We start from the raw sequence: 19,899 nt of genomic DNA on the forward strand, positions 1-19,899 counted from the left end.
GGACCGGGGCAACGACACTGATCGGTTGCTTACTTCTCGATGATCGCGAGGACGTCGCGGGCGGAGAGCACCAGGTACTCCTCGCCGGCGTACTTGACCTCGGTGCCGCCGTACTTCGAGTAGAGGACGGTGTCGCCGACCTTGACGTCCATCGGGATCCGGTCACCGTCGTCGTCGAAACGACCCGGGCCGACAGCGAGGACAGTGCCCTCCTGCGGCTTCTCCTTGGCGGTGTCGGGAATCACGATGCCCGACGCAGTGGTGGTCTCAGCCTCGTTCGCCTGGACCAGGATCCGGTCCTCGAGCGGCTTGATCGCAACCTTGGTCGCGGTAGTCACGGGCATACCCTCCTGGGGTACTGGTTTCGTTACCGGTCGGCGTACCGACCAGCGTCAATCTGCCACATGCCACCGGGCGGGGCCGTCGTCGCGGGTGCCGGTCCGCCTGGCGTTCAACTCCCGGGCACGAGGGCCCGAGGGTTGGCACCCTCAGGGTGAGAGTGCTAATCGCAGGTTATTCCTCGGCTAGCACTCCGTCAAGGAGAGTGCCAACGCTCCCCTCTCGTGTCGACACCTTTCCGACACCAGCGGCCCGCCCGGTGGCGTGCGGCGTAACCGTGTCGATCACACCCGGCCGGGCGGATGGGGTGGTCGGTGGGTCGGGACAATGGGTGGGTGGATCTGGAGCAGCTTGCGGCGTTGCGTACGCCCGAGGGGTCGGATGCGCTCGCGGCGGCGGCCCGGGTGGCCGGCGGTGACCCGCTGGCCGCGGCGGCGGCGCTGCGCTCGGCCGGGATCCCCGCCGGGTTGGCGGCGGCGGCGCTGACCCAGGCGGAGCTGCGCCGCCGGGCGGCGGGCAAGTTCGGGCCGGCGGCGAGCGGCATGTTCTTCACCCGGCCCGGCCTGGAACAGGCCACCCGAGGGGTGGTCGCGCGACGCCGCGCGCGCCGGCTGCGCAAGGCCGGGGTGACCAGCCTGGCCGACCTGGGTTGCGGACTGGGGGCCGACGCGCTCGCCGCCGCCCAGGCCGGCATCCGGGTGTACGGCGTGGAGGCCGACCCGCTCACCGCCGCGCTGGCCGAGGCGAACGCGCAGGCAACCGGGCTGGCCGAGCTGTTCACCGTCGAGTGCGGGGACGCGACCGCGTTCGACGTGAACCGGGTCGAGGCGGTCTTCTGCGACCCGGCGCGCCGCCGGGCCGGGACCGGACGTCGGATCTTCGACCCGAACTCGTACTCGCCGCCGTGGGACTTCGTCACCGGGCTCGCGCAACGGGTGCCCCGGACGGTGGTGAAGGTCGCCCCCGGTCTCGACCACGCCCTCATCCCCGCCGGCACCGAGGCCGAGTGGGTGAGCGTCGACGGCAACCTGGTCGAGGCGGCACTCTGGTGCGGCCCGCTCGCCGAAACCCCCCGCCGCGCGACCGTGTTGAAGGAAGGGCCCCCTGTTAACGCCTCCGGTAGTAAAGGGGCCCCTTCTTATCACCTCGTCAACGGAACCAGCGTCCACCAACTCGTCGGCTCGGGACGGCAGGAGGCACCGGTCGGGCCGGTACGCCGCTACCTGTACGACCCTGACCCGGCGGTGATCCGCGCCCACCTGGTCGCCGAACTCGCCGCCGACCTGGATGCCTCGCTGGCCGACCCGAGCATCGCCTACCTCTACGCCGACGCGCCGACGTCGACGCCGTACGCCCGCTGCCTGGAGGTGACCGACGTGCTGCCGTTCTCGCTGAAGCGACTGCGGGCGTTGCTGCGGGAGCGCCGGGTCGGCCGGGTGGAGATCCTCAAGCGTGGCTCGGCGCTGGAACCCGAACGGCTCCGGCACGACCTGCGCCTGACCGGTGACCAGCCGGCGAGCCTGGTGCTGACCCGGGTCGCCGCCGCCCCGACGGTGCTGGTCTGCCAGCCGGTCACCAGCAAGGGCCACGGAGGGTCGAGGCAGGAAAGTGTCTGGCCTTCGGACCGGGGGCGCAGCTAGGTTGGCGCACATGACGGGACGGGGTACGCCGGCGATGGTGCTGCTGACGAAGCACCGCATCACCCATCGCACCCATCCCTACGATGTCGCGGCGGATTCGCCGAACTACGGCGGGTTGGTGGCCGCCGCGATCGGCGTACCACCTGGACGGGTCTTCAAGACCCTGATCGCCGAGGTGGACGGTGCTCTCACCGTGGCGATCGTGCCGGTGACCGGCGAGTTGGACCTCAAGGCATTGGCCGCGGCCGTCGGTGGCAAGCGGGCCACGCTTGCCGAACGCGGCGCCGCCGAACGCGCCACCGGCTACGTACGCGGCGGCATCAGCCCGCTGGGGCAGCGTAAGCGGCTACCCACTGTGCTCGACGACTCCGCCCTGGAGCACGACACGGTGTACGTGTCGGCGGGCCGGCGCGGCCTTCAGGTCGAACTGGCCCCGGCCGATCTGGTCGCCCTCACCGACGCCCGGACCGCACCCCTCGCCACCTGACCTCGGTCATCACCGTGGCTCCGCAACGGTGGGACCCCGGAGTGCAGGTCAGCCGCACTGCACCGAAACCGTGTCGATTCGCCCTACCTCCTGGCCCGATGAGGCCAAGGTGCGCCGGGGCGTGCACCCTCTGCTGTCTGCCACGTCCGCCGATGTAGGCGTATGACCAGGCATTTCAGCTTGCCGATGCCACCGCGGTGACACGAGCACTTCATGGGCGTTGCCGAATTGTTACTGCCGACAACAAATTAGCGCCCAGCGCGCCCTTGTGTCGACGCCCGACAGCGGAATACGTTGCCGGGCACAACAAAAGAACACCATCAACACACCGACACCTTCCCACTCTCGAAAGGACCCTGCACATGCGCAAGGGCTTCCTCGCCATCGGCGCTGTGGGCGTGCTCGCCCTCGGCAGCCTGACGGCCTGCGGCGACGATTCCGGCGACCAGGCCGGCGGCGGCTCCGGCAAGACCCCGAAGATCGGCGTGATCCTGCCGGACAGCAGCTCCTCGGTCCGCTGGGAGAGCGCGGACCGCAGGTTCCTCAAGGAGGCGTTCGACGCGGCCGGCGTCCAGTCGGACATCCAGAACGCGCAGGGCGACAAGAACGCCTTCCAGACCATCGCCGACCAGATGATCACCAACGGGGTCACCGTGCTGATGATCGTCAACCTGGACTCCGGCACCGGTAAGGCCGTCCTCGACAAGGCCAAGTCGCAGGGTGTCGCCACCATCGACTACGACCGTCTGACCCTCGGCGGCTCGGCGCAGTACTACGTCAGCTTCGACAACGTGGCCGTCGGCAAGCTCCAGGGTGAGGGCCTGGTCAAGTGCCTCACCGATGCGAAGGTGGAGAAGCCGGCGATCGCCTACCTCAACGGCTCGCCGACCGACAACAACGCCACCCTGTTCAAGGAGGGCTACGACTCGGTCCTCAAGCCGAAGTTCGACTCCGGCGAGTACACCAAGGCCGCCGACGACTCCGTGCCGGACTGGGACAACACGCAGGCCGCGACCATCTTCGAGCAGCAGCTCACCAAGACCGGCGGCAAGATCGACGGCGTGCTCTCCGCGAACGACGGCCTCGGCAACGCCGCCATCTCGGTGCTGAAGAAGAACAACCTCAACGGCAAGGTCCCGGTGACCGGGCAGGACGCCGACCCGCAGGCGCTGCAGAACATCCTCGCCGGTGACCAGTGCATGACGGTCTACAAGGCGGTCAAGAAGGAGGCGGACGCCGCCGCCGAGCTGGCCATCGCGCTGGCCAAGGGCGAGCGCAAGGAGACCGGTCAGACGGTCCGGGACCCGGAGGGCAACCGTGACGTGCCCGCCGTCCTGCTCACCCCCGCGGCGATCTACAAGGAGAACGTCAAGGACGTCATCGCCGACGGCTACGTGACCAAGGAGCAGGTCTGCACCGGCGACTACGCCAAGCTCTGCACCGACGCGGGCATCAGCTGACCTGTCCCCCGCCAGAGTGACGCCGCCCGGTACGGCTACCCCGTACCGGGCGGCGTCACTGGACGGGCCCCGATCTCCCTCCGTGGAATAAGGAGAACCCCGTGTCCGCGAACCCACTGCTGGAGCTACGCGGGATCGACAAGAGTTTCGGTCCCGTCCAGGTGCTGCGCGACGTCGCCTTCGCCGCCTACCCGGGCGAGGTCACCGCCCTCGTCGGTGACAACGGCGCCGGCAAGTCGACCCTGGTCAAGTGCATCAGCGGCATCTATCCCGTCGACGCCGGCGAGTTCATCTTCGACGGCCGACCGGTGACCATCAACAGTCCGCGCGACGCCGCCTCGCTCGGCATCGAGGTCGTCTACCAGGATCTCGCGCTCTGCGACAACCTCGACATCGTGCAGAACATGTTCCTCGGGCGGGAGAAGCGCAACGGCCTCGTCCTGGACGAGCCGACGATGGAACAGATGGCCGCGGAGACCCTTGCCGGGCTCTCCGTACGCACCGTCAAGTCCCTGCGCCAGCACGTCTCCAGCCTCTCCGGTGGGCAGCGCCAGACCGTGGCGATCGCCAAGGCGGTGCTCTGGAACAGCAAGCTGGTGATCCTGGACGAGCCGACCGCCGCGCTCGGCGTCGCGCAGACCGCCCAGGTCCTCGAACTCGTTCGACGGTTGGCCGACAACGGCCTGGCCGTCGTCCTCATCTCGCACAACATGAACGACGTCTTCGCCGTCTCCGACCGCATCGCCGCGCTCTACCTCGGCCAGATGGTCGCCCAGGTGAAGACGACAGAGATCACCCACGCCCAGGTGGTCGAGCTGATCACCGCCGGCCGCTCCGGCGAGCTCGGACTCGCCGCCGATCCGGGCGTCAACGGCAACGGCGCGGCGCCGGCCGACAGCACCGCAGGAGGCGTCTCATGAGCATCACCGCCGTCACGAAGGAGGGCCCCGCCGCCGTCGCACCGGCACCCACCGTCGGCAGCCACGTCCGCGACTACTGGCAGCGGGTACGCGGCGGAGACATCGGCGCCCTGCCTGCGGTCGCCGGTCTGCTCGTCCTCTGCACCATCTTCTCGATCATGCGGCCGTCGTTCCTCACCGCCGGCAACTTCGCCAACCTGTTCACCCAGGGCGCGGCGGTGACCCTGATCGCGATGGGTCTGGTCTTCGTCCTGCTGCTCGGCGAGATCGACCTGTCGGCCGGTTTCGCCAGCGGCGTCTGCGCGGCGGTGCTGGCCAACCTGGTCACCGTCCTGGGCTACCCCTGGTACGTCGCGGTGCTCGCCGCCCTGCTCACCGGCATGGTCATCGGCACCACACTCGGCTTCCTGGTCGCCAAGGTGGGCATCCCCTCGTTCGTGGTCACCCTCGCCGGCTTCCTCGCCTTCCAGGGCGTGGTGCTGCTGCTGATGAAGGAGGGCCGCAACATCTCGGTCCGCGAGCCGGTGGTGGTGGCGATCGTCAACCGCAACATGCCGGTCGCGCTCGGCTGGACGCTTGCCGCGATCGCGGTCGCGGGATTCGCCGTGGTGCAACTGCTCCGCTACCGCAGCCGCGCCGCCCGGAACCTGATCAACGATCCGTTCCCGGTGGTGCTGGGTCGCATCGCCGCCCTGGCGCTCGTCCTGGGCCTCGCCGTCTACGTGCTCAACCTGGAACGCAGCCTCAACACGCTGATCACCTCGCTCAAGGGTGTGCCGATCGTGGTGCCGATCGTCGCCGTACTGCTGGTGGTCCTGACTTTCGTGCTCCAGCGCACCAGCTACGGCCGGCACATCTACGCGGTCGGCGGCAACCGGGAGGCCGCCCGCCGGGCCGGCATCAACGTCGACCGGATCCGCATCTCGGCCTTCATGATCTGCTCGACCATGGCCGCGGTCGGCGGGATCGTGGCGGCCAGCCGGGCCAACTCCGTGGACCCGAACACCGGCGGCAGCAACGTGCTGCTCTACGCCGTGGGCGCAGCGGTGATCGGTGGCACCAGCCTCTTCGGCGGCAAGGGACGCATCCTGGACGCGGTTCTCGGTGGCGCCGTCGTGGCCGTGATCGACAATGGGATGGGTCTGATGGGCTACAGCTCCGGCGTCAAGTACGTGGTCACCGGCGTCGTGCTGTTGCTCGCGGCCAGTGTCGACGCGCTGTCCCGACGACGAGCTTCGGCCACCGGAAACCGCTGAACGCACCACCGAAAGTAGTAACCACCCGATGCGCGTAGGACCCAGCCAGGACGAGATCCGCCGGCAGAATCTCGGCGCGCTGCTGCGTTACGTGCACCTGCACGGGGCGACGACCCGCGCCGAGTTGACAAACGCGCTCGGGTTGAACCGGAGCACCATCGGCGCGCTCACCGCCGACCTCGCCGCGGCCGGCCTGGTGACCGAGGGGGCGCCGAAGGAAACCGGCCGGGCCGGACGACCGTCGCTTGTCGTCCGGCCCGAGTCGGACCGGATCTTCGCGTACGCGTACAGCATCGAGGTGGATCGGCTGCGGGCCGCGCGGGTCGGCCTCGGCGGCGCGGTGCTCGACCGCCGGGAGCTGGACCGGCCGCGCGGTCTCTCCGCTGCGGAGGCCGCGCCGCTGCTGGCCGGGGCGGTCAAGGAGATGCGGCAGGCGTTGCCGGCCGATGCCGTCTGCGTCGGCGCCGGCATCGCGATCTGCGGCATGGTGCGCCGCGACGACGGCCTGGTCCGGCTCGGGCCGACCACCGGCTGGGTGGACGAGCCGATCGGGGCGGCGGTCAGCGCCGAACTCGGCGTCGAGGTGCCCGTCACCGTCGGGAACGTGGCGGACGTGGCAGCCTTCGCCGAGCACGCCCGGGGCACCGCCGCCGGCTGCGACAACGTCATCTACCTCTACGGGGACGTGGGTGTCGGTGCCGGGATCATCGCCGGGGGCCGGCGGCTGACCGGGCACGGCGGCTACAGCGGCGAGGTCGGTCACATGGTGGTGTCCCGGGACGGGGCCCGCTGCGAGTGCGGCAACCGGGGCTGCTGGGAGACCGAGATCGGCGAGCACGGCCTGCTGCGCGCCGCCGGGCGCTCCGACGCCCGGGGCCGCGACGCGCTGCTGGCGGTCTTCGACGCCGCCGACCGGGGCGACGCCCGGGCCCAGACGGCGGTACGCCAGGCCGGCGACTGGCTGGGCTTCGGCGTGGCCAACCTGGTCAACATCTTCAACCCGGAGATGGTCATCTTCGGTGGCACGATGCGTGACCTGTACCTGGCCGCCGCCGCCCAGGTACGCAGCCGACTCAACTCCAACGGGCTGCCCGCCTGCCTGGAGCACGTACGCCTGCGCACCCCCATGCTCGGCGCGGACGCCCCGCTGATCGGCGCCGCCGAACTGGCCTTCGAGCGGCTGCTCGCCGACCCCCTCGACGTCGGCTGAGCTGTCCGCACGCACCGCCGTGAGGTGGATTCGCGAGCGATGAACTGATCGGCCGGTCGATCCGTACCAGTGTGCGGACGGGCGGCCAACGGCGTGCGGACGCCCGTCGGGCAGATGATCGGTTCTCGACCGAGGAGGCACCGCAGACATGGCATCGCTGGATTCCGCTCGTCGCCGGCAGGGCAATCGGTCCCCTCGGTTGGCGGTGCTGCTCACCACGATCGCCGCGGCCCTCGTCGTGCTGCCCGGGATGGCGTTGGCCGCGCCCGCAGGTCAGCAACTCGCCGCCGCCGATCAGGCCCTGCTCGACGGCGTACGGCTGGCCGGGCTCTGGGAGATGCCGGCCGGGCAGATGGCCGCCGAGAAGGGCCAGTCCCGGGTGGTCCGGGAGATCGGCGCGGAGATCGCCCGGCAGCACGAGGAACTGGACCGGCTGACCGTGGAGGCCGCCAACAAGCTGGGTGCCACCATCCCCAACCAGCCGACCGCCGAACAGCAGCAGTGGCTGACCGAGATGAAGGACGCCACCGGGGCCCGCTTCGACCAGATCTTCGTCACCCGCCTCCGGGTCGCCCACGGCAAGATCTTCCCGGTGGTCAGCGCGGTGCGGGCCAGCACCCGCAACGACGTCATCCGGGACCTGGCCAACGCCACGAACAAGTTCGTCGGCGACCACATGCTGATGCTGGAGAGCACCGGTCTGGTCCGGTACGCCGAACTGCCGCCGGCCGCCCTGCCCGCACCGGGCAACGACGGTCTGATCGCCGCCGCGTCGGCCAACACCGGTCCGCAGATCGGCATCAGCAACACGGTGATCTGGGTGGTCTTCCTCGGTGCCATCGGCACCGGCGGCTTCCTCAGCTACCGCCTGCTGCGCCGCAACTGATCCCGCGCGATGCCCACCCGTACCCGGGCCGGAGTCCTGCTCGGGCTGGTCCTGGCCACCTGCTGCGCCACCCTGGGCGCGGTCCTGGGGGCGGCCGGCCCGGCGGCGGCGCACGCCGTCGTGGTCGCCACCACGCCGCAACGTGACGAGGTGCTGGGCTACGCCCCGCGCGAGGTGCTGGTGACCTTCAGCGAGCCGGTCGCCGTCGTGCCCGGGCGGGTGCAGGTGCTCGCCCCGGACGGCAAACGGATCAACGTCGGTGACCCGGAGGTCCGCGACCGGACCATGCGCATCGCGCTGCGGGCGGCGGACCGACCGCTCGGCACCTACCTGGTCAGCTACCGGGTCGTCTCCGCGGACAGTCACCCGATCTCCGGCAGCTTCACCTTCGCCGCCGGCGCCCCGTCGGCCACCCCACCGCTGCCGGCCGACGCCGGAGCCGGGTCACCGGCGGGAATCCTGGTGCCGGTGGCCAAGTACGTCGGCTACCTGGGCCTGCTGCTGGCCGTCGGCCCGCCGCTGCTCGCCACGTCGATGTGGCCCCGCCGGCGGTCCCGGCGAGCTGCCACGGTGCTGGCGCTGGTCGGGCTCGGACTGGTCGCCGCCGCCACCGTGGGCACCTGGATCGGTCAGGCGGCGCAGGTGGTCGGCGCACCGGTCGGTCGGCTGTCCCCGGCGGATCTGCGCGCGGTCGCGGACAGCGACATCGGGCTGGTGCTGGCCGTACGCCTGGCGCTTGTCGGCCTCGCCGCGGCGCTGCTGCCGGCGGTCACCCGGGGCACCGCCGGACGCGTTCGCACCGGTGCGCTCGCGGTGGTGGGGGTGGCCGGGCTGACCACCTGGCCGCTGGCCGGGCATCCGGTCGCCGCACCGGTCCCCGCGGTGAGCATCGTGCTCACCACCGTGCACGTCGCCGGGATCACCGTGTGGCTGGGCGGGCTGCTCGCGCTTACCGTGTTCCTGCTGCGGGGCACCCACGAGCGGGTCCTCGCCCGGATCCTGCCGGCCTGGTCGCGATGGGCCACGGTGGCCGTGGCCTGGCTGGTGACCGCCGGGCTGATCCAGGCCGCCATCGAACTCGGCCGGCCGTCGGCGCTGCTGGACAGCGCGTACGGGCGGCTGCTCGGTGCCAAGGCCGCGCTGCTGGCCGTGGTGCTGGCGGTGGCCGCCGGGCAGCGGCGACTGATCCGCCGACGGGCCGCCGCAGCCCAGCCCCGACGGGTCGCCCGCGCTGCCGGCGTCGAACTCGCGGTGACCGCGGTGGTCCTGGCGCTGACCGCGTTGCTGGTGCAGACCCCGCCGGGCCGTACGGCCGGCACGGCAGCCGCCGGGGTCACCCGCGAGGGCGTCGCGCAGTCGCTGACCACCGACCTGTTCACGCTGCAGTTCGACATCTACCCGGCCGCCGCCGGCACCACGAACAGCCTGCACGCCTACGTCTACACCCCGCAGGCGCAGGAGTTGCCGGTCGCCGAGTGGACGATCACCGCGGCCCTACCCGAGGCCGGCATCGAACCGATCACCGTCGAGGTCTTCGCGCTGGAGCCGCACCACGGCAGCGCCGAGATTCACTTTCCGGTGGCCGGTGACTGGACGCTGCGCATCGCCGCCCGGACCAGCGACATCGACAGGTCCACCGCCACCACCACGGTGACCATCCGCTGATCCCGCACCGGGCTCGGGCTGGGCTGGGCTGGACCCAGCCCACCGCCTGCCGGCGTCAGCGGTCGACCTGGGTGAAGTCCCAGGAGTGCGGTGGCCGGGCGAGCAGCATCACCGGCGGCTCAGGCAGCGGGCGCGGGTTGCTGCGCCACTTGGAGATCACCACGACCCGATGATCCGTGGAGGAGAAGACTTCGCTGGAAACGTGCAGCGGATCGTGCTCGAACTCGGGTAGGGCCGTGTCGCAGACCCAGGTGATCAGCTCGGCGAGCCCGTACGGCTCGGCCCGCGCCTCCCACATCCGTACGATCACGTCGCCGTCCTTCCTCAGCCGCTGACCCCGGTCATCGGCATGGCCGTCAGCCATGGCGGTCTCAGTCCTCGATGCGCCGCATCACCAGCGCGTCGGTGTTGCTCGGTTGGTAGTAGCCACGACGTACGCCGATCGGTTCGAACCCGTAGCCGGCGTAGAGCCGCTGCGCCGGCGCGTTGTCCGCCGCGACCTCCAGCAACACGGACCGTAGGTCGCACCGCGCCGCCTCGGCGAGCAGCGCCTCCAGCAGCAGCCGCCCGATCCCCCGGCGTTGCGCGTCCCGGCGTACCGCGATGTTCTGCACCCACGCCTCGTCGGGGGGTGCGACGGCCAGCCCGGCGTAGCCGAGCACCGCACCGTCGTCGTCGGTCGCGATCCGGTAGTGGTGCCCGTGGGCCAGTTCGTTCCAGAACATCGCGGCGGACCACTGCTCGGCACCGAAGAGGTCCGCCTCGATGGTCAGCACCTCGTCGATGTGCCACCAGCGGAACCGGTCGAGCCGCACCGGGCTCACGGCCGGGCCGGCTTACGCGCGGCGACCGCCCGGGGCGTACCGCCTCTCGCGGTGACCTCGACGAGCGCCGCAGTCACCGCCGGGGTCGAACTGTCCACCACCAGTACGAGCACAATGGCCCAGCCTAGCCGCATCGCCTCCGGCCCTTGGACGCCCGCCCGCCATCGCCGTAGCGCTCGCGCGCACCGCACCCATGACGGTGGGCGGTCAGGACATTGAACGGCGTCAGTCGCACCAGGTACCGGCGCTGTGATTGCACAGAGCAATCGATACTCAATATTGCTGTGGTCCTCAACGAGGAACGGGGCCAGGCACGTCAGCGCCTGGCCCCGTAGTGATGGATCGGTTGCGACGGATCAGTTGCGGCGGCTCCACTGCTGGTTGGCTCCACCCCAGCAGCTGTACAGCTGGAGAAGCGCCCCGTTACCGCTGCCACCGGCGTCGAGGCACAGCCCTGACTGCACTCCGGTGATCGTGCCGTTGGAGTTGATGTTCCACTGCTGGTTCGCGCCGCCGTGGCAGTCGTAGATGGTCACCCGCGTACCGTTGCTGGTGCCCTGATTCGCGGCATCCAGGCACTTGCCGTTCACCGTCAGCTGCCGGCTCGAGGTGTGGGTGAACCGCTGGTTCGAGCCACCCCAGCAGTCATACAACTGGATCTGGGTGCCGTTGCTGGTGCTCGAGTTCGGCACGTCCAGGCACCGGCCGGACTGCTGACCGACGATCATCTGGCCGCTACCGCCACTGGGCGGCGGGGTGGTCGGGTTGGTCGGGTTGGTCGGGCCGGGGCCGGGGGTGCCGCCTTCCGAGACGGTGATGTCCGAGCTTCCCTGGCTCTGGTAACCCTCGGTGGCCATGATCTGGTAGTAGTGGTTGCCCAGGTTCAGGCCAACGCGGGCCCAGGCGTCGAAGTGGTTGGCGGTGGTGATGGTGCCGCTACTGCGCTTCTGCTGCCGGACGCTCCAGTACTGGTAGAACGTCGCGGTGCCGTCGATCGAGGGCTGGTTGACCCGCTGGCTGCGCAGGATGTCGTAGGTGCCGCCGTCGGTGGTGATGCTGCCGAGCCGGGTGGCGCCGCTGCTCGGGTTGTAGCTGCCGAAGTTCTCGACGATGTAGTACTCGACAAGCGGGTTACGGGTCCAGCCGTACAGGGCGAGATAGCTGTTGTTGTTGCCCGGGTTGTAGCTGCCCGAGTAGGTGATCGTGCGGCGGGTTCCGGGGTTCCAGCCCTTGCCACCGACCCAGTTGTTGGTGCTCCTGCTCCACGAGCTGGAGTAGCGGCCGTTCTCGCGCAACACCATGCAGGCGTCGCCGCTGTCCTTCCAGAACGAGAAGAAGAACCCGTTGTGGGTGCCTTCCGTGTTCGAGCAGACCTGCCGGTCGGCCTCGGCGTGGGCGGTGCCGGCCGAGATCGCGATGGTGCCGGTGGTGGCCAGCACTGCGGCGAAGGCGGCGGCAGCCAGCATCCTGAGGCGGCCGCGTCGGCGACTCTTACGGTGAGTGGGGACTTCGTTCATGGTGGTGTGCTTCTCCTTGAGAGAGACGGCGTGGCGTAATCGACGGGGTGTGTGTGGTCGAGGGACGGTCACCGCGCGTCGATGCTGCGCCTTGGGTGTATGAATTCCGGACTGTCGGTTGTATGGGTGCTCCACTGCTACTTCGCGTCGCCACTGACCCCCAGACTGAAGAAGTTAGCCAGCATCTATGACTTCGATATCGTTATCCAAATATCGACGCCAGTCAAGAAATGTTGTCCTACCGGCACTTCCGGAACTACCAGGCGGCTGCCATCACCTGGTAGGTGCGGGCAGTGTGGAGGGAGGAGCACACGGCTCAGCCAGCCGACCGTTCCCAGTCGATTGTGGGCAGGCCGGCGTCGGCGAGCGCCTAACTGGCGACGCTGAACGGCCGACTGCCGACGGCGCCGTGTTCGCACGGAACACGGCGCCGTCGGTCGTGGGCGCGCCGAGGTCAGACGACCTTGAAGCTGCTCAGCGGAGCCTGCACGTTGTGCAGGTCACCACTCGGCACGTAGTAGCTGATCCCGGTGCAGTTGGCGCCCTCGTACACCCGCAGCGAGTAGTCGGTGAGGTTCAGCCAGCCCAGGAAGCTCATCGAGCTGTTCACGCAGTCGGCGCCGAAGGGTGCCGGGTACTCGACCGTGGCGCCGTTGAACCACTTGGACTCGTGCAGGCACAGGGTGCCGTCGACGTAGGTGCAGCTGCGGGATTCGGCCGCAGCCGCAGGGGCTCCGGTCACCGCGATCGCGGCGGCACCGATGGTGGCGAGCAGGGCGGTCCGGACAGACTTCGACGGGCGCATGCAGTCCTCCTTGATGCGGGTGGTGGCAGGTCGGCGACGAGTCGCAGGGATCGACCCTCACCAACTAGTTGCATGGTCGACTGTCCAACTATGGAATGTCAACGCGTCAATTAATCCACCGGCATCGAAGGGGGTGAACGTGCAACCGCTCTGCAACGATCAGCCCGCCGTACGCTCCCAGTCGATGGTGGGCAGGCCGGCGTCGGCGAGCGCCTTGTTGGCGGCGCTGAACGGCCGGCTGCCGAGGAAGCCGCGCGGGTTCATCGGGCTGGGATGCCCCGCCTCCAGCACCACGTGCTGCGGGTTGCCGACCAACGCGGCCTTCTTGCGCGCGTAGCCGCCCCAGAGCAGGAAGACCACCCGCGACTCCATCGTGTCGAGCGCCCGGATGGTGGCGTCGGTGAACTCCTCCCAGCCCCGGTTGGCGTGCGAGCCCGGGGTGCCCTGCCGGACGGTGAGCACCGAGTTGAGCAGCAGCACACCCTGCGCCGCCCAGCCGTCGAGGTTGCCACTGGCCGGCTTGGGCACCCCCAGGTCCTCGCCCAACTCCTTGAAGACGTTGCGCAGCGACGGCGGCACGGACACGCCCTCGCGCACGCTGAAGCTGAGCCCGTGCGCCTGGCCGACGCGGTGGTAGGGGTCCTGGCCGAGGATGAGCACCCGACAGGCCGACGGAGCGCAGAGCCGGTAGGCCGAGAAGAGGTCCTCGACCGGCGGGAAGACCGTGCCGGTGGCGTACTCCCGGGCGACGAACTCGCCCAACGCGGCCGTGCGGGCCGGGTCGAGGTGCGGGGCGAGCACCTCCCGCCACTCGCTCGGGAGCAGTGCCGGCAGGTCCAGGGTGACAACGTCGTCGGGCATCAGCGGCCTTTCAGTGGCGAGGTCGGTCCCCGGCACTGTAGGCAGAGGGTACGACGGCCCTCGGCCCAGGGCCCTCAGCCGCTCCGCACCCCCGGCGAGCCGGTCGCTACCGCCCGCAGGTGCCGAGGAACGCCAGCAGCGCCTCGTTCACCTCGTCGGCGTGCTCCAGCATCACCACGTGCCCACTGTCGTTGATCTTGACGAACTCGGCGTGCGGCAACCGCCGGACGATCTCCTCGGAATGGGTCACCGGAGTGATCATGTCCTTGTCCCCGACGATCACCAGCACCGGCGTGCCCTCCAACGCCACAAGCGCCGGGAACCGCGAGTGGGTGGCGATGGTCCGCAGGTAGCGGGTCACCGTGTCGGCCGAGGTACGCGAGTTCATCTGCTCGACGTACGACACCAGCGCCGGGCTCGGATTGCGGGTGCCGAAGCCGTACTTGCGGGTGAGCAGCCAGGCCACGTTTGTGGTCGACCTGCGGGCCCGGTCGATCACCGGTCCGGTGTAGCGGGTGACGTTGCCGGCCATGTAGAGCACCGGGCTGCCCACCCGTCCGAGCAGGGCCGGGGCGACCAGCTTCGTCTCCGCCAGCAACCCGCCCGAGGTGGCCATCAGCACGGTGCCCACCACCCGGTCGTCGAACATCTCCGGATACAACTCGGCGAGCGCCATGATGGTCATGCCGCCCATCGAGTGGCCGACAAGCACCAACGGCCCCTCGGCGGCCACCTCGTCGATCACCCGGCGCAGCGTGTGGCCGAGCGCGTCGAGGTCGTACTCGCCGGTCTCCAGCCGGCCCGAACGGCCGTGACCGGGCTGGTCGTACGCGACAACCCGGTGCTCGCCCCGCTCGGCGAGCAGCTTGCGCTGGAAGTGGAAGGTGCCCATGTCCAGGCAGAAACCGTGCACCAGCACCACTGTCGGGTTGCCCTCGACCGGACGGGTCGGCTCGACCACCTCGACGTGGATGTCGGTGCCGTCCGGCATCTCCAGCCGGTACGCCTCGTCGTACCGCTGCTGGCCGAAGACCTCACCGGCGTACGGATCGGTCGGGTCCGCCTTCAGCCGGCGGACCAGGGCCCGTTCGGTGGCGACCCCGGCGGCGGTCACCGCGGCGGCCACCCCGAGCGCCGCACCCACCAGACCGGCGGCCCGCCCCGCCGCCGTACGCGGCCGAGGTATCAGGTGCCGACTCATGAATCGGTGCCGTCGTACACGCGAGGGACCCGGCTGCTGCCGAAGCGCGTGACGATCTCGTAGTTGATCGTGCCGACCGCCTCGGCCCAGTCGTCGGCGGTGGGCTCACCGTCGGCACCGCTGCCGAACAGGGTCGCCACGTCACCGGCGGCCACCGGGTCGTCGCCGCAGTCGAGGACGAACTGGTCCATGCAGACCCGCCCGGAGATGGTCCGGCGGCGTCCGCCGAGCTGCACCGGGCCGGTGTTCGAGGCATGCCGGGGCACCCCGTCGGCGTACCCGAGCGGCACCACGGCCAGGTTCGCGTCGCGCTCGGTGGTGTACGTGTGGCCGTACGAGACGCCGGTGCCGGCCGGGACCCGCTTGGTCAACATCACCCGGGCGCGGGCGGTCATCGCCGGCCGCAGCCCGTGGGTCTCGCCGGCCACCGGGGAGAGGCCGTAGACGGCCAACCCGGGCCGGACCAGGTCGAAGTGGGTGTCGGGTCGGGTCAGGGTGGCGGCTGAGTTGGCCAGGTGCCGGTAACGGGGGCGCAGCCCGGCCCGCTCGACCATGGCCAGCCCCTCGTGGAAGACGGCCAACTGCCGGTCCGTGGTCGGATGACCGGGCATGTCCGCGTACACGAAATGGCTCCACACCCCGACCACCTCGACCAGACCGTCGGCCTGCGCCTTGGCCGCGGCGTCGAGCAGGGCCGGCCAGTCGGCGACCGTCGCCCCGTTCCGGGACAACCCGGTGTCGATCTTCAGGTGGACGCGGGCGGGCCGTTGCGCCCGGCGGCTCGCCTCGACCGCCTCGTCCAGCTGCGGCAGGCTCGCCACGCCCAGGTCCACGTCGGCCGCGACACCGGTGTGCAGCGGCAGTCCCGGCGCGAGCAGCCAGGCGAGCACCGGGGCGTCGATGCCGGCCGCGCGCAGCGCCAACGCCTCGTCCAGCGTGCAGACACCGAGCCAGGTCGCCCCGGCGTCGAGCGCGGCGCGGGCGGCCGGGACCATGCCGTGGCCGTAGCCGTCGGCCTTCACCACCGCCATCAGCTCGGCGCTGGTGCCGGCGCGCATCCGGTCGACGTTCTCCCGGATCGCGTCGAGATCCACGCGCACCTCAGCCTGCCACATGCCTCCACCCTACTTTCCGCGCTGATCACCGCAGGGCGACCCGGCCAGGTCCGGCCGGTCGACTGCCCCGGTGGGCGGGGTCGGGGGTCCGTCAGGGCAGCCGGGCGAGTACCGGCCGCAGCGCGGCGGCCACGTCGGGCGCGGTGACCGGGCCGGACCGGGCCGCCTCCCGACCGGCCAGGCCATGCAGGTAGGCCGCCGAGGCGGCGGCCCGCTCCGCCGGCAGCCCGGCCGCGAGCAGCGAGCCGAGCAGCCCGGCCAGCACGTCCCCGGTCCCGCCGGTGGCCAGCGCGGGGGTGCCGGTCGGGTTGACGTACGCCCGACCGTCCGGCGTGCCGATCACCGTACGGTCGCCCTTGAGCAGCACCACGGCGTTCATCCAGGCGGCCAGCCGGAGCGTGGCGGCCACCCGGTCGGCACCCGGCGTCTCGCCGCAGAGCCGGGTGAACTCCCGGTCGTGCGGCGTGACCACGATCGGGGCGTCACGTCGGCGCAACTGGTCGGCGAGGGACCCGTCGACGAGCAGGGTCAGCGCGTCCGCGTCCAGCACCGCGGGCACCGGCGCGGCCAGCACCGTACGCAGTTCGGTCGTCGCCCGCTCGTCGGTGCCCAACCCCGATCCGCACACCCAGGCCTGCACCCGGCCGGCATCGGCCACCCGGCCGGTCACGATCACCGACGGGTGCTCGCGTACCACGTCGTCGCGGGCGCCACCGGCGTAGCGGACCAGGCCGGTCGGCCCGGCCAGCGCCCCACCGACGGAGAGCATCGCGGCACCCGGGTACGTCGCCGAACCGGTGGCCACCCCGACCACGCCCCGGGTGTACTTCTCCGACGCGGCACCGAGCCGGGGCCACCACTGCGCCACGTCCGACCACTCCACCACGTGCAGCGCCGGGGTGCCGCGCAGCCACGGGGTGAGCCCGATGTCGACCAGCTCCACCTGCCCGGCCAGCGCGGCGGCCGGGCCGACCACCAGGGCCGGTTTCAGCGCGCCGAAGGCGACCGTGACGTCGGCGCGTACCGCGTTGGGTCGGCCGGAGGCGGTCAGCGGGACGTCGCCGGTGTCCACCGCCACCCCGCTCGGCACGTCCACCGCCACCACCGTCGCCCGGGCACCGTCGCGCCCGGCGTGGTCCAGCAGGCTCGCCGCCAACTGCTCGGCGGTCTCCCGCAGCCCACCGTGCCCGCCGATGCCCACGATGCCGTCGAGCACCAGGTCGACCACGGCCGGGGGATGCGCCACGACCCGTCCACCGGCGGCGCGCAACGCGGCCAGCCCGTCGGCGTGCGCACGTTCCGGGGTGAGCAGCAACGCCGACACCGCCGCACCCCGCTGGGCCAGGCGCGCACCGGCGTACAGGGTGTCGCCGCCGTTGTCGCCGGAGCCGACGAGCAGCAGCACCGGCGCGGCGTACACCCCGCCCCGCTCGGCGAGCAGCAGCGCGCAGCGGCGCGCCAGCCCGGCCGCGGCGCGCTGCATCAGCGTGCCCGGCGGGAGTTCGGCCATCAGTGCCGCCTCTGCCGCCCGTACGTCCGCGACCCGCCAGACTGATCTCACCCGGCCCACCCTACCGGCGCGCGGGTCGCAAGATAGCCCTCCGTCGCCGACCGGGCAACGCCTGTGGACAACCCGACGGTACGCCCCACAGTGGTTGTCCACAGGGCACCGTCGCACCGCCCGGCACCGCCTAGCGTCCTGCCCGTTGGCGCTACGGGGGGTGGGAGAGGCAATGAGCGAGCAGGACTTGACCGTGCAGCCGGAACGGCTGGACCGGACCGGGCGATCGCTGGGTGAGCAGGGCCATCGGCTGGCGAGTGGGCTGGCCGGGACAGCGGGGTTGACGGCACCGACCCCGGGCTGGTCGGCCGGGGTTGCGCTGGGCACCCTGGAGGCGGCCGTGCACTCCTGGTCGGCTCGGCTCGGCGCCCGGGTCACCCGGACCGGTGACGCGGTACGCGCCGCCGCTCGGTCCTACGAGTCGGTGGACGGTCGGGCGGCGGCCCGGCTTTCCGCCCTGCCCCGGTGACCCGGCCGGGAGTGGTCCGACCGGACCAGGTCGGCTACGCCCAGCTCTCGACGGCCGACCCGACGCGCTGGCGGGCCACCGGGACGGCCTGGGCGGGACTGCTCGACCCGACCCGGCGACGGGCCACCGAGTTGGCGGACGACGCTGCGGCGTTGCGGTCGCAGTGGTCGGGTCTGGCCGCGACCGCAGCCGAGAAGCAGGTTTCCGACCTGCGGGTCGAGTTGCTCGCCCTCGCCCCGGTGGCGATCGAGATCGACCAGGTGCTTGCCGAGTTCGCCGCCCGGCTGACCGTGGCCCGGGCACGGCTGGCGGCGGCAGTGACCCTGGCCGCCAGCGTCGGAGTGCTGATCGACCGATGGGGTCGGACCAGTCCCGATCCGAGCCGGGTGCCGGCCCACCGGGCCGTCCAGACGGTGGCGCCGGTGACGACGGCGCTGCGCGACGCCCTCGACCTGGCCACGGCGGCGGATCGGGAGGCCGCCGGCCGTCTCGACCAACTGACCGCGGACGCCGAGTCGGGTTGGCTGAGCCGACCACCGGCGGGCCGACCTGCACCGCACTCCGATCCCGCAGAGGTCAACCGCTGGTGGAACGGGCTCAGCCCCGCGCAGCGCCGTTGGCTGGTCGGGCACGAGCCGGAGCTGATCGGCGGGTTGGACGGGATTCCGGCCGCCGCCCGCGACCAGGCCAACCGACTGCTGCTGGAGGTACGCCGGGCCGCGCTGGTGCGACGCTGGGAGGAGTTGCTGGCCCGGATGCCCCGCGGCCCCGCCGAGATGGTCGGGCTACGCGCCGTCGAAGCCGCGCTGAGCGGGCTGGACGCGTTGACGTCTCGGCTGGCGTCGCCGGACGCGCCGCGCACGTACCTGCTCGGGCTGGACGTCGGCGGTGAGGGGCGGACGGTGGTGGCGTTGGGCAACCCGGATCGGGCCGCCAACATCCTGACCCACGTGCCGGGCACGACCTCCGGGCTGCACGACGCCACCGACGATCTGGGGCGCGCCGCGCGGGTATTGTCCCGCTGTGCCGACCTGGCACCGGGGCAGGAGACCTCGGCGGTGCTCTGGTTGGACTACGACGCCCCGGATTTCCTGCACGAGGCGGCCTGGGACAGGCAGGCCCACGCGGCCGGTGACGCGCTGCACCGGTTCCAGGAGGGGTTGCGGGCCACCCACGACGGGCCGGCCGCCCGGCAGACCGTGCTCGGGCACAGCTACGGGTCGCTGGTGGTGGGCGGTGCCGCCCGGGATCACGGGCTCGCCGCCGACGCGCTGGTCTTCGTCGGCTCGCCCGGAGTCGGCGTGCAGCACGCCGCCGACCTGGGCGTACCGGCCGGACAGGTGTGGGCCAGCCGCGCACCCGACGACGTGATCCGGCTGGCCCGGTCGCCGGGCGAGTTGGCCCGGCACGCGGTGCTCAGCCTCTCCCCCGCCGCCGGCATCATCGGGCTGCTGACCGGCGACGACGACAAACGCTGGTTCGGGCGGGACCCGGCCGAAGCGTCCTTCGGCGGCCGGAGCTTCCCCAGCGGCCGGTACGGCCACAGCGGCTACTGGCATCCGGACAATCCGGCGCTGGACGGCATGGCCCGGATCGTCCTCGGCCAGTGACAGCGCTCCAGCGGCAGAGGCAGCGGCCAGGCGGTGACGAACGCTTCGGCAGAAGCGCGGCGGCCGGGCGGTC

Annotated in this window: 19 protein-coding genes and 2 pseudogenes; 10 read left to right on the top strand and 11 right to left on the bottom strand. The window is 71.4% G+C overall.

Annotated features, from left to right (window positions below; translation table 11 throughout):
• Positions 1-29 precede the first annotated feature (29 nt).
• Positions 30-338 (bottom strand): co-chaperone GroES, encoded by a 309-nt coding sequence (gene groES / locus EG812_RS07770; protein ID WP_013735873.1) that lies wholly within the window; start codon positions 336-338, stop codon positions 30-32.
• A gap of 336 nt (positions 339-674) precedes the next feature.
• Here groES and EG812_RS07775 point away from each other — a divergent pair, with 336 nt between their 5' ends.
• The 8 genes from EG812_RS07775 (at position 675) to EG812_RS07810 (ending at position 9,863) form a co-directional block, all read left to right on the top strand.
• Positions 675-1,979 (top strand): THUMP-like domain-containing protein, encoded by a 1,305-nt coding sequence (locus EG812_RS07775; protein ID WP_126711217.1) that lies wholly within the window; start codon positions 675-677, stop codon positions 1,977-1,979.
• A gap of 10 nt (positions 1,980-1,989) precedes the next feature.
• A complete protein-coding gene (ybaK, locus tag EG812_RS07780; protein WP_126711218.1) occupies positions 1,990-2,466 on the top strand; it encodes a Cys-tRNA(Pro) deacylase in 477 nt (158 codons plus the stop codon).
• A 362-nt stretch (positions 2,467-2,828) separates the two neighbouring features.
• On the top strand, positions 2,829-3,926 hold the full coding sequence (locus EG812_RS07785; RefSeq protein WP_013735876.1) for a sugar ABC transporter substrate-binding protein: 1,098 nt from the start codon (positions 2,829-2,831) through the stop codon (positions 3,924-3,926).
• 101 nt (positions 3,927-4,027) lie between these two features.
• The gene (locus tag EG812_RS07790; RefSeq protein ID WP_013735877.1) at positions 4,028-4,846 is read left to right on the top strand and encodes an ATP-binding cassette domain-containing protein; all 819 of its coding nucleotides are present in this window, start codon (positions 4,028-4,030) and stop codon (positions 4,844-4,846) included.
• Positions 4,843-6,102: a sugar ABC transporter permease gene (locus tag EG812_RS07795; protein WP_013735878.1), complete on the top strand. Its 1,260-nt coding sequence runs from the start codon at positions 4,843-4,845 to the stop codon at positions 6,100-6,102. The genes EG812_RS07790 and EG812_RS07795 overlap by 4 nt, the downstream gene beginning before the upstream one ends.
• Before the next feature lie 28 nt (positions 6,103-6,130).
• Positions 6,131-7,312: an ROK family transcriptional regulator gene (locus EG812_RS07800; protein ID WP_126711219.1), complete on the top strand. Its 1,182-nt coding sequence runs from the start codon at positions 6,131-6,133 to the stop codon at positions 7,310-7,312.
• A gap of 148 nt (positions 7,313-7,460) precedes the next feature.
• On the top strand, positions 7,461-8,198 hold the full coding sequence (locus EG812_RS07805) for a DUF4142 domain-containing protein (protein WP_043721931.1): 738 nt from the start codon (positions 7,461-7,463) through the stop codon (positions 8,196-8,198).
• Between the two features lie 9 nt (positions 8,199-8,207).
• Entirely contained in the window at positions 8,208-9,863 is a 1,656-nt protein-coding gene (locus EG812_RS07810; protein WP_013735881.1) for a copper resistance CopC/CopD family protein, read from the top strand.
• Positions 9,864-9,918: 55 nt separating this feature from the next.
• Here EG812_RS07810 and EG812_RS07815 read toward each other — a convergent pair whose 3' ends face one another.
• The 10 genes and pseudogenes from EG812_RS07815 to EG812_RS07860 form a co-directional block, all read right to left on the bottom strand.
• Positions 9,919-10,173: a hypothetical protein gene (locus EG812_RS07815; protein WP_043725801.1), complete on the bottom strand. Its 255-nt coding sequence runs from the start codon at positions 10,171-10,173 to the stop codon at positions 9,919-9,921.
• Positions 10,174-10,234: 61 nt separating this feature from the next.
• Positions 10,235-10,687, bottom strand: coding sequence for a ribosomal protein S18-alanine N-acetyltransferase (gene rimI, locus EG812_RS07820; protein WP_193386274.1), 453 nt, complete (start codon positions 10,685-10,687; stop codon positions 10,235-10,237).
• 2 nt (positions 10,688-10,689) lie between these two features.
• Positions 10,690-10,800: pseudogene (locus EG812_RS30240) on the bottom strand (tRNA (adenosine(37)-N6)-threonylcarbamoyltransferase complex dimerization subunit type 1 TsaB); the annotation flags it as partial.
• 243 nt (positions 10,801-11,043) lie between these two features.
• Positions 11,044-12,204 (bottom strand): glycoside hydrolase family 11 protein, encoded by a 1,161-nt coding sequence (locus EG812_RS07830; protein WP_043721934.1) that lies wholly within the window; start codon positions 12,202-12,204, stop codon positions 11,044-11,046.
• Between the two features lie 316 nt (positions 12,205-12,520).
• Positions 12,521-12,613, bottom strand: a pseudogene (locus tag EG812_RS29915) (uracil-DNA glycosylase); the annotation flags it as partial.
• A 45-nt stretch (positions 12,614-12,658) separates the two neighbouring features.
• A complete protein-coding gene (locus EG812_RS07840; protein WP_126711220.1) occupies positions 12,659-13,009 on the bottom strand; it encodes a hypothetical protein in 351 nt (116 codons plus the stop codon).
• Between the two features lie 159 nt (positions 13,010-13,168).
• Positions 13,169-13,870 carry a uracil-DNA glycosylase gene (gene ung, locus EG812_RS07845; protein ID WP_126711221.1) on the bottom strand — a complete coding sequence of 234 codons (702 nt, stop codon included), beginning with the start codon at positions 13,868-13,870 and terminating at the stop codon, positions 13,169-13,171.
• Positions 13,871-13,976: 106 nt separating this feature from the next.
• Positions 13,977-15,071 carry an alpha/beta fold hydrolase gene (locus EG812_RS07850; protein ID WP_013735887.1) on the bottom strand — a complete coding sequence of 365 codons (1,095 nt, stop codon included), beginning with the start codon at positions 15,069-15,071 and terminating at the stop codon, positions 13,977-13,979.
• Complete coding sequence (gene alr / locus EG812_RS07855; RefSeq protein ID WP_013735888.1) at positions 15,068-16,186, bottom strand: alanine racemase; 1,119 nt, start codon at positions 16,184-16,186, stop codon at positions 15,068-15,070. Before alr ends, EG812_RS07850 begins: the two co-directional genes overlap by 4 nt.
• 91 nt (positions 16,187-16,277) lie before the next feature.
• A complete protein-coding gene (locus EG812_RS07860; RefSeq protein ID WP_126711222.1) occupies positions 16,278-17,747 on the bottom strand; it encodes an NAD(P)H-hydrate dehydratase in 1,470 nt (489 codons plus the stop codon).
• 172 nt (positions 17,748-17,919) lie between these two features.
• Between EG812_RS07860 and EG812_RS07865 the strand changes: the two genes are divergently transcribed.
• Positions 17,920-18,216: a hypothetical protein gene (locus EG812_RS07865; RefSeq protein ID WP_126711223.1), complete on the top strand. Its 297-nt coding sequence runs from the start codon at positions 17,920-17,922 to the stop codon at positions 18,214-18,216.
• Positions 18,213-19,826 carry an alpha/beta hydrolase gene (locus EG812_RS07870; protein ID WP_126711224.1) on the top strand — a complete coding sequence of 538 codons (1,614 nt, stop codon included), beginning with the start codon at positions 18,213-18,215 and terminating at the stop codon, positions 19,824-19,826. The genes EG812_RS07865 and EG812_RS07870 overlap by 4 nt, the downstream gene beginning before the upstream one ends.
• Positions 19,827-19,899 lie beyond the last annotated feature (73 nt).

The organism is Verrucosispora sp. FIM060022, assembly GCF_003977705.1.
GTDB classification, from domain to species: Bacteria; Actinomycetota; Actinomycetes; order Mycobacteriales; family Micromonosporaceae; genus Micromonospora; species Micromonospora gifhornensis.

What these genes read in the sequence shown, in the direction of transcription:
- ybaK (WP_126711218.1), top strand. Translation starts at nt 1,990, where the DNA reads ATGACGGGACGGGGTACGCCGGCGATGGTGCTGCTGACGAAGCACCGC.
- EG812_RS07785 (WP_013735876.1), top strand. Translation starts at nt 2,829, where the DNA reads ATGCGCAAGGGCTTCCTCGCCATCGGCGCTGTGGGCGTGCTCGCCCTC.
- EG812_RS07795 (WP_013735878.1), top strand. Translation starts at nt 4,843, where the DNA reads ATGAGCATCACCGCCGTCACGAAGGAGGGCCCCGCCGCCGTCGCACCG.
- EG812_RS07800 (WP_126711219.1), top strand. Translation starts at nt 6,131, where the DNA reads ATGCGCGTAGGACCCAGCCAGGACGAGATCCGCCGGCAGAATCTCGGC.
- EG812_RS07805 (WP_043721931.1), top strand. Translation starts at nt 7,461, where the DNA reads ATGGCATCGCTGGATTCCGCTCGTCGCCGGCAGGGCAATCGGTCCCCT.
- EG812_RS07810 (WP_013735881.1), top strand. Translation starts at nt 8,208, where the DNA reads ATGCCCACCCGTACCCGGGCCGGAGTCCTGCTCGGGCTGGTCCTGGCC.
- EG812_RS07830 (WP_043721934.1), bottom strand. Translation starts at nt 12,204, where the DNA reads ATGAACGAAGTCCCCACTCACCGTAAGAGTCGCCGACGCGGCCGCCTC.
- EG812_RS07840 (WP_126711220.1), bottom strand. Translation starts at nt 13,009, where the DNA reads ATGCGCCCGTCGAAGTCTGTCCGGACCGCCCTGCTCGCCACCATCGGT.
- ung (WP_126711221.1), bottom strand. Translation starts at nt 13,870, where the DNA reads ATGCCCGACGACGTTGTCACCCTGGACCTGCCGGCACTGCTCCCGAGC.
- EG812_RS07850 (WP_013735887.1), bottom strand. Translation starts at nt 15,071, where the DNA reads ATGAGTCGGCACCTGATACCTCGGCCGCGTACGGCGGCGGGGCGGGCC.
- alr (WP_013735888.1), bottom strand. Translation starts at nt 16,186, where the DNA reads ATGTGGCAGGCTGAGGTGCGCGTGGATCTCGACGCGATCCGGGAGAAC.
- EG812_RS07865 (WP_126711223.1), top strand. Translation starts at nt 17,920, where the DNA reads ATGAGCGAGCAGGACTTGACCGTGCAGCCGGAACGGCTGGACCGGACC.